A 15,174-nucleotide genomic window follows, 5' to 3' on the forward strand; every position below is an offset into this window, starting at 1 on the left:
CTTTCTTGGGGGCGACGGAGCGGGTGCGCGTCGAGGCTGTCACTGTTGCATTCGTGACCGCCGGCGCAACTCGCCTCAGGCACGCAGGAGGGGTGGCGGATATTTCGCATGGACATATCGTGACCATTCCGGAGAACGCGTGGTGCTCGTCGGTGCCGCACGGGCACGTGAGCACCGTCTTCCTCCATATCCAGCGCGATTTTCTCGCGCAGCAGATCCGCTGGATCCCGCGGACTCATCCTCTACGACGGGGGCTGGAGTTCATGCATCCAGAAGACCGGGACCCTCGGTTCCTTCGTATCACCGCCACGACCATGGACGTACTGAGGCCGAAACTACTCGAGCTCACTTCAATGACAGCACTGCGCGACAGGTCGCTGAGAGTCCTACGAACCGCTGCTGAGATCTTCGAGGATCTAGAAAGGTATGCAGAGCACCCCCGGAATGAGCCGCGAGCGAAGGCAAGCCGCTCGGGCCCAGTGCGGAGCGAGGTTGCCGCAGCTCTCCGCCTTCTCCACAGCGATCTTCGCCGTCCCTGGAGCGTGTCAGACCTTGCTCGCGCTGTTTCCCTCTCCGAATCTCAGTTGAGGCGCCTATTTCGTCGAACAGTTGGAGTGGGACCGGCTAGCTTCTTACGCAGCGCGCGACTCGAATCTATGGCAGCGCTTCTCGCACGAGGAGATGTGACGGTGGCGGAGGCCGCGCGCGCGAGCGGATGGGCCAGCCCATCGGCCGCTAGTCGTGCTTTCACGCAAAGGTTCGGGGTCAGCCCCCGCACCTTTTCAGGAGCTCGTACGCAGCCATGATGGCCACTCAGGAACGGCGAGCCGTTTTCGTCCACGCTCAACAACCCGCGGTTTAATCGACGACCTAATCCCCGGCGCGGCCATACACCCGTTACGAAGGTCGAGTTTGACCGGGGCGCCGGCGCAGGGCGCGTTCAAACGTGATCGGCTCGCGCCTCCGCGCTTGCACCCGGAGCAGGACGCTCACAGGGCCGCAGATGATGAGCGGGGCTGCGCTCATCGCTGACCATCAGGGATGGCCGGTGCGCTGCGCGGCCGAGCGCTTTTAATGCTTGCCATCAACAGGGTAAAATGGCTGACCGCTCTTCGGGTAGGGCTACCCCTGACGCATCGCATCCAGACCGAATCGCTGCCCCATCGCACCGCGCAGCGAACCGAGCGTGGGATCATTGCTCTCCGTGTCAATCGGGCAGTGGTGGACGCATCGGATCAGGTACCACCTACGGATACCCCGCTCCAGGGTCGGAAGCATCCTCGCGCGCTCCACATGCCGCTTCTGCCTCATCTCAATCATTCCACTGGGCTCCCGCTCCGGCCGACAACCGGAGCCCGCCATAGTAAGCACGAGACCGGATACGCATACCTGCATCACGCCGCCGATGACCATTTCAGGGTCGCCTGTTCAGAGCTACTCTCCGACGAGCACAAGGAGACGGCGGTCGCATTCTGGCACAGAGCGCAGGCGTTGTTTCGCGCCGCGGGCGTAGAAGTCACGACCACCACCCACACTCCGTGATCGGCGGTCAGGTCCAGCCGCCCGTGTTCACAACGCCTCTGGAATTACGCCTAGAGTATTCTCCCGCCCCGTCGCCGCGGGGCTTCTCGGCCATCTTCGCCGGTGTCCTGTTGCGGGCGGGTGAGTGTGTCTCGGGTGCGTTCGTAGTCGATGCGTTGCGCATCGTCGGCGGGTACCGGCCCCAGCGGACTGGTCGAGGTGATGCTCCATCGGTCGCGGTACGCAGCAACCGCTCGGACCGCGACCATGCGGGCCTCGGCACCGAGAAGGCCGAGTCCTGCCGTCCAGGGAACAGGCTGCTCGAGCGCTGCTGTGGTGAGAGCGTTGAGGCGTCGGTCCATAAGGTGTTCGCGTTCTTCGAGCGCTCGCTGCGCCTCGGGATCGGAAATTCCAGTGGCTCGCGGGATGACGCCAGCGATGAGCCCTGCGGCACGGCGAGCGCTGGGAGGGTACGTGCTGGTGAGCTTTCGGATCCGGTACCGCAGCAGCGAGCCAAGATCATCGACCTCGTCAAAGTTCCCTGCGTGCACGACCCGTGGCAGAAGGCTTTCGATGTTGTGGCCGGCGGCTTCGAGACGGCGCAGCTCGGTGGTCAGGACCCCGAATGACTCAGTCTGGACGAGTTCATCGACCGCTTCGGTGGCGAGGCCGCCTCGCTCAAGCAGGGCGATCCATCGGTGTTGCTGAGCTTCTTGAGCGATGGTGTCGTATTCGGCAGCCAACTGCGCCAGCGACCCCCACGCTTCGTGCTCAGCGGTGATCGTGTCGTGAGCGGAATGCTCGGCACCGACGTGTTGGAGAATGCCGTGGAGGATGCTCCTAGCGGTCACCTGCAGGTCGTCACGGTGCTGATGTTCTTCCAGGTGATGTTGGTCGGTGGCGATGTAGGCACAGTTAGATTCCCGTCCGCGAGTCATCGCGACGTAGAAAGACTCACGGGTAATTTCTGGTGACGAGACGATCGCGTGCGCGGTATCGACCGTGGAACCTTGTGCGCGGTGCGCAGTGATCGCGTACCCCAGCTCGACATGTTCGCTCACGTACGCGGCAGGAAGGGTGATGGTGGTGCGCCACTTGGAGTGCGCAAGGCGGACAGTGAGAGATCCGTCAACGTTCGCGCGGGTCACAGTCCACCGGTCGCCGTTCTTCACCCACCCTCGCCCCATCGCGAGTCGTCGGTCGTTCTTTCGGGTGATGACCAGGTCACCGCGGGAGGCTTCGTTCCCGTCATGAAGTCGAACGCCGTCGAAGGCGACGTCGCCTGCAAGGACTCGGTCGGTGCGAGCGCGGGTGTTGAGTTCGGAGACGGTGTCGAGAGTCTCGGCGATCAACACCGAGACTTTCCCGTTTGCTTGGTCAGCGCGCCACGCTTGGTACGCGTGCTCGAGGATGTCCTCGTAGCCTCCCGGCGTGATCCGACCGTGGTCGAGGTACGTGTCGATCACGTCGGTGTCGCCGATACGCAGGCCGAGGGAGGCGTGTTTCTCCCACTCGTTACGGAACCGCCTCACGTCGGTGAGCTCCGGGGCATCGTCCCGGTCGCGGACGAGCATCCCGAACGCGCCACCGGCGTCCACAGCGGACAGCTGCGCCCAGTCGCCCACGAGCAACACCTTCGCACCGGCCTCGGCGGCGTGGGCGGCGATGGCGTCGAGGGCGAGCGTTCCTGCGAGGGAGGCTTCGTCGATGATGACGAGTTGGCCTGATGTGAGGTTCCAGTTGCCGTGGCGGTGTTCGTAGAGCCACTTCGCCGTGTTCTCCGTCGAGATCCCCAGATCCCCGGCCAGGACATCCGCTGCCGCCGCAGACGGCGCGAGACCGATCACAGAACCGCTGCCGTGGCATTTCTCCCACGCTCGCCGCAACGCCGACATAGTCGTCGTCTTCCCGGTTCCTGCTGGACCGACCAACACGTCGAGGGTGCGGGCGGAGACGCCGATCTTCGTGATCGCCCGCTCCTGATCCGGTGACAACACATGCCCGTCTCGGTTCTTCTTCCGCGCCGCCTGCTCGACCCACGTAAGCGGCACCGTCGGAGCGCTCCTGTCGTTCGACGCGGTGAGGAGTCTGTCTTCGGCGGCGAGCACCTGTTCGGATGAGAACACAGTTGAGGCTTTCGGGCGGAACACGCTCGATGCGTCCGCGCGGCGGAAGGTCGGCGGGCTCGACGCGAGCTCCGGCGGAGTCAACCGCAGCGAGAAGCGTTCTGCGGCGTCGACGATCTGTTCGGTGACGTGATCGCGGTCAGTCGCGGACGCGAACCGGAGTCCCATCGTCTGCCGGACAGCCTCCGCGTGAAGGTTCCATCGTTTCCATGTCGCCCGCCGGTCCCCCACCCGCGCCACCACGCCCTCGGCCACCTGATCGAGATCACCCAGGGGGATGTCGTCCGCGCGCAGCAACGGCTCCCCCACGCTCTCGGCCAGCAGCGTTGTGGCCCACATTGGAGCATCCTCCCCGAGAAGCTCGGTCGCACGATCTCGCCACCCAATGGTGAGGCTGCTCAGCGAGTGGTGCTGCTTCGGGGGTCGAGTCTCCAATGTGGCTTGTTGTCGGAGCTGCCACAACAACTTCGGCGACGGCTGCCTCCCATGCTTGGTCACGTAGTCGGCGACGAGGCGATCCTTGACCTGCTCGATATCGCGAGTGCGGGAGGAGAACTCGTCCATCAGCTCCTGCGGCACGCCGGCGACCTCCCACGCGGTCGACCGCCCCACGCCACGCTCTCGCGCTTCCCACCCCACCCCGAGAACCTGGGTAAGGTGGTCGGAGAGGACCGCGTTGTAGTGCTCCGACAGCCCCGTCACCGCAGCATGGATCGCCCGGGAGTCGAGGGTTCGCCATTTTCCGTCATGAACGGCCTGGACACGGTTCGCGACGACGACATGGGTGTGGAGCTGCGGATCCGACGCTCTGGAGTCGTAGTGGTCGTACGCTGTCGCGATCACACCCTGGACTTCGACCTGGGCGACTGCGCCCCGCGGCCCTTTCGCGCCGATCCGGGTCATCGCGGCATCGCGCTCGAACAGCGCGATCACATCTTGGATCGCGGCGTGATGCGCCTGGGCAATCAGTGCCTGTATCCCAGCGTCAGCGACCGCCCAGAGCGTCGAGACGGACTTCGGGACTGAGAACGTCAGATCGAACCCCGCCACCGGTGCGCCCGTCGGCTTCGCCGCCTCCTCGGCCTCGATCAGCGCGGTCTGGATCGCACGCTTCTCGTCGGTGAGAGTGCCGGAGAGTTTCTCGACGCGACGATCGACACGTTCCGCGGCGGTGGCGAATTTCCGGTATGGACGACCCAGTTGCTCGCCACTGTTCGGGTCCTGCCCGAACCCCATCAAACGCCGCAACTGCTCCTCGCTCACTGCCGTGCCCTCGGCCACACCGCCTTGGAGCCCGACGAGCCCGGATCCAGTCCATGTGCCCGGTGGTGTCCCCGACTCGAGGTAGTACCTCGTCAGCAAAGAAGCGGCGTCACGATCCCCGTCGCCGGTGACGACGGAGTTGAGTAGATACCGGTATCCGTCACCGGCGGTCATCACCCTGATGGAGACCGTCATATCCAGCAGGTACGCAACGACCTTCCACCGGACTACGCCGGAGAAGCGGTGCCTTTCTGCGTTTTGCAGCATGTCAGGGTGGCGCCAGTGAGCGATTGCCATGATCCGAGCCAGGCGTCAATCGCCTATCGAACGGTGTTCGGACAACCACCTCCACTGTGAAGGTGTGACGTGCCATGGACAGCAGTGTCCTGGAAGACTGGTGATGTGGGCGACTACTGGAATCACAACACCGCATACCACGGGTGGATTCTCCGCACCGGCCTACGCGACGACGTGCGTGACGTGCTGGACGTCGGGTGCGGCGACGGATTCCTGCTGCAGCGCCTTGCACCGCACGTCACCACAGCCGTCGGCATTGAACCAGATGCGGAGACCATTGGACACGCACGCACCCGACTGCACGGCGCCGAGAACGTTTCGCTGCAGTGCACCAGCTTTGCGTCTTTCCATCCCGGTGATGCACGGTTCGACCTCATCACCTTTGTAGCGACACTCCACCACATGGAGCTTCAGCCCGCGCTCGAGAAAGCTGCATCGTTGCTTCGCCCCGGAGGGCACCTGATGGTCGTCGGGCTCGCGGCGAACGACACCCGGGTCGACTGGATCCTCTCGGCAGCGACCCTTCCGCTCGTGAGGATCGGATCCCTCATACACCGCGAGACGGCGGACATCGGAGTCCCCATCGCAGAGCCGCAGGAGAACCTCGTGGCAATCCGGCAGATGAGCCGGGATATCCTTCCTGGACGCACGGTTCGCAGCGGGCTCTACTACCGGTACCTCCTTGCCTGGGAGAAACCCGTCAGCACGTCGCTCACCAGACACGAGTAGCGACAGTCCAGAGGCCTCACGGTCCCATTAGATCGTTGATTGCCGATCGTGTGTGGGAGATTCGAGGCACTGGGAGTTGACGAGACTCGGCCGGCTCGTCAGATGACACGAAGCAATCCATAGCGAGTCTCGTGATGCGTCGACCGTGGCGCCGTGAGGGCTCGGGCTGGTCGCTGTGGCCCGTACCTGCCAGGTGAGCCAGTTCGTCGCACACAGCGGCGGACAGGCCCCCAACAGCAGGGAGCCCCGCCGTGCCCGACCCCACACCACCACCCGCCCCGCGCCTCACCGAACTCTCCGAACCCGTCTTCGCTGATGACCGGGCCACGCTCCACCTAGGGGACGCTGTCGAGCTCCTCCCTCTCCTACCCGAGGCCAGCATCGACGCCCTCGTCACTGACCCGCCCTACGGCCTGAGCTTCAACGGGCACGCCTGGGATGACGCAACCGGATTCCGCGAATCACTCCCCCACGTCGACACCAGTGCGATGAGTGCACCCGAAGTGTTCGAAACCTGGTGCACCGCCTGGGCTGCAGGAGCGCTATGGGCGCTGAAACCGGGTGCACACCTTGCTGCATTCGGCGGTACACGCACGTGGCACCGGATGGTGCGCGGGATCGAGAATGCAGGGTTCGAGATCCGAGACCAGATTGCATGGTTACACACCACCGGCATGCCTAAAAGCATGGACCTCTCCCACGCACTCGACAAGCACGATGGCGCGCAACGCACAGACCGCATCGTGCAGACCAGCAATCATGATGGGGTGCTTGGTGCGACGCGTACTGTTTTGTCGAAAGGCACTCCCGTGACTGCGGACGCGAAACGGTGGGAGGGCTGGGGCACAGCCCTGCGGCCCGCGTTCGAGCCGATCATCATCGCCCGCAAACCACCCGGGGGAAAGATCGTAGGGAACATCCTCAAACATGGAGTCGGCGGGATCAACATCGACGGCGGCAGATTCGCTGACGATCGGTGGCCGACCAATGTCGCATTCGATGCAGACCAGGCGGACGCGCTAGATGTGCTGACGGGGACCTGGCAGGGCGAATCGTTATCACGGAAGTTCCCAATCTTCCGCTTCGAGCACAAGCCCTCCCCCGCAGAGCGCCCCCGCGCGTTCGGAATCTCTCACTCAACCGTGAAGCCTCTCGGGCTGATGCGCTGGCTCGTCACACTCGTTACACCGCCGGGCGGGACCGTGTTAGAGCCTTTCGCGGGTTCGGGTACGACGGTGGAAGCAGCAAAGGGCGTAGGGTTCCACGTCGTCGCGGTAGAGAGGGACCCGTCGTTTGTGCCGCTGATCATTTCCCGACTCGACCGATGACATCGGCACTCCCCGTCGTGGCTAGGCGTCTCTGACAATCAGCGCGGCGACTCTCGGTCGCTCCGCCGAAGGCAACGGCGATCGCGACGGTGGCGTCGTCGTCGCGATTGTCCAGCGTCGCCGGCTCCGAGCCGCGCAGGATGCTCAGCGCGCGGGCCTCGACGCCGCCATGGATCAGTGTGAGGAAAACTAGCCCATCTCTTAACTCGTTCCCTGGATGCGTCACTCGGCTTCGCTAACGAGGCTGCCACCGAACCACCTTCAACGTCGAGCCGTTCCCCCGGCCACCACGATCCCGTTTCGAACCAACAGGAGATCTTACTAGTTGGTATCATCTGGCAGGTCAACGCCTCAGGAGGGAAGCAACTCAATGCCCGTAGGAGATCGAGGTCGCCAGCAACGATCTATCGCAACTCGAGAGGCTTTGGTCCTCGCGGCTGGCCGAGTCTTTGCAAGGATGACCTACGCCGAGGCGCGCCTGAAAGATATCTCCGAGGATGCGCAGGTCAGTCCCGGATCGATGTACTTTCACTTCGGCAACAAGAAGGACTTCGCGTTGGCCGTGCTCGACCATGAGCAAGAGCGTATGAAGCAGGTCCTGACAGAGGTAACGGGCAGCGATGATCGCGGCTTGGACAAGCTCCTCCGTCTCGGCGGTGGACTGGGCGAGCTGATCTCGTCCGACGTCGTTGTGCAAGGAGGTATCAAGCTCTCCTCACAACCAGGCACGGATTTCGGTTCTCACTCAAGCGCCCCGTATTTTCAATGGATCGAGATCACGCGCACAATCATTGACGCAGGAATCCGCGATGGATCGATCAACCCGGAGATCGACTCACAGGTCTACGCGGTCATATTCAATGAGATGTTCGTCGGCGCACAGGTCATCGCCGAGCTCGCAGACTCCTGGCAGTCTCTGCCGGCGCGAATCCAGGATCTAAAACCCGTCCTCGAGAAGCTTCTCTCCTCTCCGCGCACAGGTTCGGCATCTTCGATACCCGGGCGTTCTGCCACATGAGGTCCTCGTCAGCAGATGTTGCAGATCAGGCATCGGTCGGGTCACGCTATAGCGGGCACCGAACGAACGCTTGAACGCCCGGGAGCAGGGCCGGGACCATAGAACCTGAGAAGCTTGCCTTGAGTCGTCCGTGCTGCAAGACAGTTCCCTTGAACTGTCCGTTGGTCACCGTAGTCAAGGGTATCTCCGGCACGGGATAAGCGTCGATGTAGGTCTCGAAATCCAGTTTGAGGCCACGTAGCGCTGCTTTCGAGGTGTCCGCGACCGTGCGTTCGATCGCGGACACTACCGTCATCGCCGTCACATGATCGTGCTCATGGTCAAAGAACGGCTGCACCATCGGCCCTGGGGCCGTGGCACCGGTCGTTGATCCTGAATAGCCGGATGTCGGCAACGCAGCATCCTCACGCGGCAGTGCGGGCGACGCGGAACGAAGACGCGCATAGGTCCCCACGGGCAGAAATCGAGCAGACAACCGGCCTTCGAGCACCTCGCCACTATCAAGTCTCATTCTGGCGGAGGCTTTGGCGGCGCGAACCACGGAGCGTGTGACGGAGAACACACAGTCTGAGACGTGCAAGACGCCTTGTCGCGACACGCGGTGCCACGAACCCGGATCGCGCATCTGCAGGGAGATAGAGGCAAGGGCGAACACGTGATCCATGGGGACGTGCAAAACTCTGTGGGCGAACACGAGACCGGCTTGTCGCCAGACCTCCATCAACGCCGGGAGCTGTGGCGGGGCAGTAGAGCTGGGAAGGCTGAACGAGGCTTCCATCTCATCCTCGTCGGTAACCCGATAGGAGGTCAGCCAGGAATTGCTCTCTGCGCGCTTGTGGGTGAGCGCTGGATCGACCGGGGAGGCGATCATCGTTCTACTGTACTTTCGAACATGTGCCGCACGCTCGCCTTCTTCCCCAGTCGCGCACCCAACGTGCTACCGCCGGTGACATCGATCGATGATCCGGTCGTTCGCGACGAACGTTCTGAGATCAGGAAGCTCACTGCGTCCGCCACGTCCGTCGGGTCCGCGACGCCTCCGAGTACCGAGAAGCTCGACATGTACTCGCGCACCCTCGGATTTTGGAAGGCGGGATGGCCGTTGTCGGTGAATCCCGGAACGACGTTGTTCACTCGAATCCCTTGAGGCGCGAGAGCTTCCGCTGCGTTCCTCGTTAAGGACTCCAGGGCCGCCTTGCTCATGGCGTACACGATGTCCCCGGGGCTCGAGAAGTGCGCGTTCGCCGACGAGATGTTGACGATGCTTCCGCCTTGCTCCATGCGCTCCGTCAGTGCTTGTGTCAAGAAGAATGCGGCTTTCGTGTTCACTGCGAAATACTTGTCGAACTGCTCGACCGTGGCCTCCTTCATCGAGGGGCCGGTCAGGAGGGCCGCATTGTTTACCAGACCGTAGAGGGCGTATCCCCTGTCAGAGACGACGCGGTCCACTGCTTTCACGAGACCGTCCAGACCGTCTCGACTAGAAAGATCTGAAGATGCGACGTGGAGCGAACGGCCCGAACTCGAGAGTTCGGTGGTCAGCGTCTGGGCGGAGGCGTGGTCCTGGCCATATGCCGCGAGAACGCTGTAGCCGTCTTCGGTCAGACGGTGGCAGATCGCGCGACCGATCCCACCGGTCGAGCCAGTGACGACGACGAGTTGTGAGCGATTCATGAGCTTCTTTTCTCCGGGGTTGCTTTGTGGCGCGTCAGGAGCCATCAGCGAGCTCTTGTTCTCGGCTGGTGATCAGTGCGAGGACAGTGGCGGTATCCATGTCGATGCGCCGAGCTTCAGACAGGAGGGGTTGCAGGTAGCGATCGGCGAACTGCTCGCGTCGATGCCGACGGAGTCGTTCCCTGGCGCCGGGTGAGACGAAAGCGCCGATCCCTCTGCGCGTGTGTATGAACCCCTGCGCGCTCAGCAGTCTCAAGGATTTTCCTGTCGTGGAGGGGCTCGAGTCATGGATGACGGCGAGTTCCGAGGAGGACGGGAGCGCTTCGTCCTCGGGGTAGTTTCCGACGATGATCTCTGTTTCGATCCACGAGGCCAGGCTTCGACTCAGCGGCGGTCGGAAGCCGGCCGCAGATGCTGTCCCGAGTGCTGTCATCGAACCAGAATCTCTCTTCAGAACGTGTGAGGACGCCTGGGCGGTCATTGGCTAGCCGCCGAGGGAGAAGAATGCGATCGCGGCGATGAGAACGACGGCGCCGATGACGATCCAGACGATGGTGCTGCGCTTCTTCTGCATGATGCGGGGTTCCTTCCAGGTGGTGCGGTGCGGTGAGGGTTTCATGAGGTCAGGCGTCGCGGCGGATGAGGGTGACGGTGTACACGACGACGGAGAGGAATGCCCAGGCGAGAAGCACGAGGGCGGCAATGCCGGGCGGCAGTTCGGTGACGTCGTAGCCGGGTGTTCCGACAAGGCTTAGACTCGCCTGGTCGGGTAGGAACCGGATGCCGTCCGGCCATTGCAGGATTCCGGTGGCGACGACGATGGGCAGGGCGATCATGATCGCCAAGGGGGCGATGGTGCCTTTGAGGATCCCTGCAAGCCCGAAGGCAATCAAGGACATGAGCAGATACACGCCGACCCACTGCGCGCAGTTCAGCGCGAGCTCCCATGGACTCAGGCCGACGGAAACTCCAATGACCAGGCGCGCCGGGACGATCGCGATGAGGGCTGCTACGAAGCAGATCGCCACCGTCGCGGTGAGCTTGGCGAACGCGAGGGCGCCGCGGCGAGGAGTGGCGACCAGGCTTATCCGCAGTTGCCCGCCATGGTGCTCCGTCGCGGCCGCCCACACCGGAATGACGAGGAAGGCGTAGAGCGGTGCGAGCATCACCATGCCGAACGACGACAACCGGGAGGGCACGACGGCATTGCCGGTGTAGAACAGGAGCCCCGACGCGTCGATCGCGGCCAGAGCAAGGTTCACCGCCAGAGTGATTGCAAGTATGAGGACCGTTGCGGGATGGCTGATGATCTTCGTGATCTCCGACGCGATCTCATCGCGATGCCGAATATCCGGGTGTCGGGATGCGAGGGTCATCGGGCATCCCTTCTCCCGATCGCGATCAGCGCGCACGTGGAGGCGATAACGGCCCACGCCGTCAGGACGAGGGCACCTTGCAATGCGGTCCCGCTGAGCGGCACAGGCACGATCGCGGCGTCTTGGAACAGGAGGTTGCGTGCGGCGCTGAAGGGGAGGAACGCATCGACAATAGGGGCGATCATCGCGACGACCTGTGAGAACGTCAGCGTAAGAAGTGCGACCGAAACGATGATCCCGGTGAGCGCCCGTCGAGCGATGAGCGTGATCGCCGCTCCGGTCAGCGTGATGGTCACCACGAAGAGGATCACCCGTCCGGCCTCTTGCAGCATCGGAGTCGTCCACAGCAGGTCGGGGTCCCAGTCCTTGCTGGAGAGGTAGATCAGCACCAGGGCGATCACGATGAAGACGAGCGCGAGGCCTGCTGCGTAGAACGCGATGGCGAGGACCTTGCCGATGACGAAGCGCGCCCGGTTTGGCACGGCGACGAGACTCAATCCGAGCTGCCCGGTCTTGAACTCGGTGCCCGCGATGATGGCACCGAGGACGGGAAGCAGCAGGCCGGCGTTCACGACCGCGGTGCCGATAGACCCACGCATCTGCGTGGCGACGTGCACGGTGCCCAGGAAGGTCTTGGCTGTACCGTCTGGTTGCACGTTCTCGACCATGGAGACGTGGTCTACATACAGGCTGTGCTGCATATAGAGGAAGAGAACGACGATGACGGCAGTGACGATCCAGACTCCGGGGAGAGTGACGAACTTCGTGGTTTCAGATCGAATGGTGCTGAGCATGGCTGTCACCAGCTCTGCCCTGGTTCGCTGCCAGTGAGAACGAAGAATGCGGCCTCCAGCGAGGCGTGCCCCTCAGTGATGTCATCCAGGGTGCCGTCTGCGATGATGCGACCTTTGTTGATAATCACGATGTCGTCCACCGTCTCGGCGGTCTCGCCCATGAGATGACTGGACAGCAGCACAGTGTTGCCCTGATCGGCATAGCGACGCAAGAAGGTGCGGACCGTGCGGATGCCTTCCGGGTCGAGCCCGTTCACGGGTTCATCGAGCACGAGGATGCGCGGCTCGCCAAGGAGCGCGGCCGCAAGACCGAGGCGCTGTTTCATGCCGAGTGAGTACTTGCGGACGCGAATCTTTGCCGCGTCCGTGAGGCCGACTGTCTCCAGCACCTCGGCGATCCGCTGGGTTGGGATGCGGTTCGACTGCGCGATCCACCGAAGATGATCGATGCCGCGCCGCTCGGGCACCGCAGAGGCGCCATCCAGCATCGCGCCGACCGTGCGCAACGGCTGATCGATGCTCGCGTACGGCTTGCCGTCGATGAGTGCGGTGCCGCCGGTAGCGCGGTCAAGGCCCAACAGGATGCGCAGTGTGCTGGACTTACCGGCACCGTTGGGGCCGAGGAACCCGGTCACTCGTCCGGGCTTCGCGGTGAAGGTCACCGCGTCGACAGCGGTCTTGGGTCCGTACTTCTTCGTTACGCCGGTGATCTCGATCACAGAGCACGCTCCTCACGATGGTTGGCGGGATGCCGTTACTTCCACCGTGCCGCGCTTGGATCTGCGGTTGTGACCCCCGGAAGTGGACACTTATGACGGCCGGCAGCGCCGTGTGCCTTCGTCGCTCAGCGCCGCTCGTGCAGGAGCCCCGCCTCATGGGCGAGCACCGCGAGCTGCGTTCGATCGCTCACACCGAGCTTCTGGAACAGCCGCTTCACGTAGGTCTTGATGGTCTCCGTGCTCAGATGCAGCTCCTCCGCGATCCCCGGATTCGTCCGCCCTTGGGCGATGAGCCGGATCAGCTGGAGTTCACGACGGCTCAGCTGCGCCTCGGTGAAGGCATGGGGCTTCGAGCGGGGACGGGCGCTGAACTGCTCCAGCAGGCGCGACGTGACCTCCGGGGCAAGGGTGCTATGCCCGGCAGAGACCACCCGGACTGCCTGAAGCACCTCCTGCGCCGATGCGTTCTTCAACAGGAATCCGGCAGCGCCGTGACGCAGCGCTTCGTCGACGTACTCATCCAGATCGAACGTCGTCAGCACGATGATCCGCGTCCGTAGTCCTTCAGCGCCGCGGACCACGTCGAGACCCGAGCCATTCGGCATCTGCACGTCGACCAGCGCTACGTCCGGCGTCCACTCGGACATCAGCTGCAGCGCCTCCTGTCCGGTGCCCGCCTCCGAGACGAGTTGGAACCCAGGAGTGCCGTGAAAGAGGCGCCGGTAGACGATACGGAAGTCCGCGTCGTCGTCGGCGAGGAGAACGGTGATCGGCCCGGTCATATCTGACCTGCCGCGGGGAGACTCACGAGGAGCCGAGTGCCACCCTCGAGGCGGTTCGTCACCGTCATCGAGCCTCCGGCCGTTCCCACCCGCTCCCGCATCCCGGTGAGCCCCATGCCTGGACGGTACCGGGCTGGGAGCCCCATGCCGTCGTCGTCGACGCGCACTGTCAACGACCCGTCCTCCTGCCAGATAGCGATCTCGCACCGGGTCGCCTCGGCATGGCGCACAGTGTTGCTGAGCGCCTCCTGCACAACTCGTGAGACGATCGCGGTCAGCTCGTCGTTGAGCCCGGTAATGTCCATCTCAGACTGAACTTCTAGGCCGCTGACCCGCGCTGCGACCACGAGCTGAGGAAGAGGAGTCGCACGGCCCGGTCCCACGTCGCCGCGACGCAGGGACCGCACTAGCTGCTGCACCTCTTCCAGCGCACCGCGCGCGCGCTGTTCGATATCGGCCAGAGCCGCCCTCAGCTCCGCCTCCCCGAGACCGGTCAAGCTGCGCGACACGTCGGCTTCTGCACTGATCACGCTGAGCGCATGGCCGACCACGTCATGCACCTCGCGCGCCATCGAGGTCTCCTGTAACGCCCGCTCGTACGCGGCCCGCCGATCGGCGGACTCTCTCACGGCCTCCAGGCGCTTCGCTTCGGCTTGTCCCAGCAGCCACACCGTCCCGATCACGACAGCTGAGAAGATGACGCGCTGATTTACCGCCGCTGGCGACGATGAGCCGTGGGTAAGGGAGACCAACACCATCGTGGCCACCGACGCGCCCCCGATGATCCTGCTCCGGCCTACGCGCTGCAGTGCAAGCGGATACAGGCACCAGGCCACAGCCAGCATGGGGTCGGCGCTGACCTGCAGCATCCATCCCGCACCCGTCGCTGCGAGAGCGATGATCGGGGCCGCGCTCGGCAGCCGCCAGCGCAAGATGACGGCTGCAGCCGAAACGGATGCCAAGCAGATGCCCAGAACGAGGAGGCCGGCGCTAGGAGTGGACAACAGGCCCGGAACCCAGAAGACGACCACGAGCACGATCGCCACGGCAACATCGGGCCACCGCACCCAGGGCCTTCGCACGGAACGCGCAATTGAACGCGGGGATCTGCGCGTCCCGCGCGGTCCCTTGACCTCATCCATCCTGATGCTCCTCGGTTGGTCGGCAGGAAGCTGTCGCCGAGCACCATGCTGACATGGCCAAGCCGTCTGTGCACAGGCGCTGACGTCCGAGCGAGGACATAACGTGCCCGAATATGGAGGCGCGGATCTAGGCCGCCGCCGTGAGGATGCGTACAGCCCGGACTGGGCCGAGACCGAGGCCGAGTCGGATCACCATCCGTGCTCCGGAGTAGACGCGGACACGTTCGCGTTTGATCGTGACGAGCATCGGCTCCCACTTGGGCTCACTTCGCACCGACGCCACGAGGCGCTGCATCTCGGGATCAGTCAGGCTACGGCTGACCAAGCGTCCGTCACCGACCTTCTCGACCAACTGAGCGAGATTCCCACACCTGCGGCAACTATCGTCATACAGCAAGAATCTCT

The 15,174-nt window shown here is 63.7% G+C and carries 15 protein-coding genes; 4 read left to right on the forward strand and 11 right to left on the reverse strand.

Annotated features, from left to right (window positions below):
- The first annotated feature begins 353 nt into the window (after positions 1 to 353).
- Positions 354 to 806 (forward strand): helix-turn-helix transcriptional regulator, encoded by a 453-nt coding sequence (locus tag D7252_RS20615; protein ID WP_374225793.1) that lies wholly within the window; start codon positions 354 to 356, stop codon positions 804 to 806.
- 786 nt (positions 807 to 1,592) lie between these two features.
- Here the strand turns inward: D7252_RS20615 and mobF are convergent.
- Entirely contained in the window at positions 1,593 to 5,105 is a 3,513-nt protein-coding gene (mobF, locus tag D7252_RS18030; RefSeq protein WP_120776639.1) for a MobF family relaxase, read from the reverse strand.
- Positions 5,106 to 5,312: 207 nt separating this feature from the next.
- Between mobF and D7252_RS18035 the strand changes: the two genes are divergently transcribed.
- The 3 genes from D7252_RS18035 (at position 5,313) to D7252_RS18045 (ending at position 8,282) form a co-directional block, all read left to right on the forward strand.
- Positions 5,313 to 5,936, forward strand: coding sequence for a bifunctional 2-polyprenyl-6-hydroxyphenol methylase/3-demethylubiquinol 3-O-methyltransferase UbiG (locus tag D7252_RS18035; protein WP_120776640.1), 624 nt, complete (start codon positions 5,313 to 5,315; stop codon positions 5,934 to 5,936).
- A 251-nt stretch (positions 5,937 to 6,187) separates the two neighbouring features.
- The gene (locus D7252_RS18040) at positions 6,188 to 7,264 is read left to right on the forward strand and encodes a site-specific DNA-methyltransferase (protein ID WP_120776641.1); all 1,077 of its coding nucleotides are present in this window, start codon (positions 6,188 to 6,190) and stop codon (positions 7,262 to 7,264) included.
- A gap of 370 nt (positions 7,265 to 7,634) precedes the next feature.
- Positions 7,635 to 8,282 carry a TetR/AcrR family transcriptional regulator gene (locus tag D7252_RS18045; protein ID WP_120776642.1) on the forward strand — a complete coding sequence of 216 codons (648 nt, stop codon included), beginning with the start codon at positions 7,635 to 7,637 and terminating at the stop codon, positions 8,280 to 8,282.
- Positions 8,283 to 8,328: 46 nt separating this feature from the next.
- On the opposite strand, the gene D7252_RS18050 is transcribed toward D7252_RS18045, so the two are convergent.
- From D7252_RS18050 to D7252_RS18090, 10 genes are all read right to left on the reverse strand, one after another.
- A complete protein-coding gene (locus tag D7252_RS18050; protein ID WP_120776643.1) occupies positions 8,329 to 9,153 on the reverse strand; it encodes an AfsA-related hotdog domain-containing protein in 825 nt (274 codons plus the stop codon).
- Positions 9,150 to 9,956: an SDR family NAD(P)-dependent oxidoreductase gene (locus D7252_RS18055; protein WP_183055350.1), complete on the reverse strand. Its 807-nt coding sequence runs from the start codon at positions 9,954 to 9,956 to the stop codon at positions 9,150 to 9,152. Before D7252_RS18055 ends, D7252_RS18050 begins: the two co-directional genes overlap by 4 nt.
- A gap of 34 nt (positions 9,957 to 9,990) precedes the next feature.
- Positions 9,991 to 10,389 carry a GntR family transcriptional regulator gene (locus D7252_RS18060; protein ID WP_183055351.1) on the reverse strand — a complete coding sequence of 133 codons (399 nt, stop codon included), beginning with the start codon at positions 10,387 to 10,389 and terminating at the stop codon, positions 9,991 to 9,993.
- A gap of 51 nt (positions 10,390 to 10,440) precedes the next feature.
- Complete coding sequence (locus D7252_RS20485) at positions 10,441 to 10,575, reverse strand: hypothetical protein (RefSeq protein ID WP_259461142.1); 135 nt, start codon at positions 10,573 to 10,575, stop codon at positions 10,441 to 10,443.
- A gap of 4 nt (positions 10,576 to 10,579) precedes the next feature.
- Positions 10,580 to 11,332: an ABC transporter gene (locus D7252_RS18065; protein WP_120776646.1), complete on the reverse strand. Its 753-nt coding sequence runs from the start codon at positions 11,330 to 11,332 to the stop codon at positions 10,580 to 10,582.
- The gene (locus tag D7252_RS18070; RefSeq protein ID WP_183055352.1) at positions 11,329 to 12,135 is read right to left on the reverse strand and encodes an ABC transporter permease; all 807 of its coding nucleotides are present in this window, start codon (positions 12,133 to 12,135) and stop codon (positions 11,329 to 11,331) included. The genes D7252_RS18065 and D7252_RS18070 overlap by 4 nt, the downstream gene beginning before the upstream one ends.
- Positions 12,132 to 12,845, reverse strand: a complete 714-nt coding sequence (locus tag D7252_RS18075; protein WP_120776648.1) for an ABC transporter ATP-binding protein — start codon at positions 12,843 to 12,845, stop codon at positions 12,132 to 12,134. The genes D7252_RS18070 and D7252_RS18075 overlap by 4 nt, the downstream gene beginning before the upstream one ends.
- Positions 12,846 to 12,970: 125 nt before the next feature.
- A complete protein-coding gene (locus D7252_RS18080) occupies positions 12,971 to 13,627 on the reverse strand; it encodes a response regulator transcription factor (RefSeq protein ID WP_120776649.1) in 657 nt (218 codons plus the stop codon).
- A complete protein-coding gene (locus D7252_RS18085; protein WP_215111007.1) occupies positions 13,624 to 14,694 on the reverse strand; it encodes a sensor histidine kinase in 1,071 nt (356 codons plus the stop codon). The genes D7252_RS18080 and D7252_RS18085 overlap by 4 nt, the downstream gene beginning before the upstream one ends.
- A gap of 202 nt (positions 14,695 to 14,896) precedes the next feature.
- On the reverse strand, positions 14,897 to 15,121 hold the full coding sequence (locus D7252_RS18090; RefSeq protein WP_120776651.1) for a hypothetical protein: 225 nt from the start codon (positions 15,119 to 15,121) through the stop codon (positions 14,897 to 14,899).
- Positions 15,122 to 15,174: the final 53 nt, after the last annotated feature.

Source organism: Microbacterium sp. CGR2 (assembly GCF_003626735.1).
Lineage (GTDB): Bacteria > Actinomycetota > Actinomycetes > Actinomycetales > Microbacteriaceae > Microbacterium.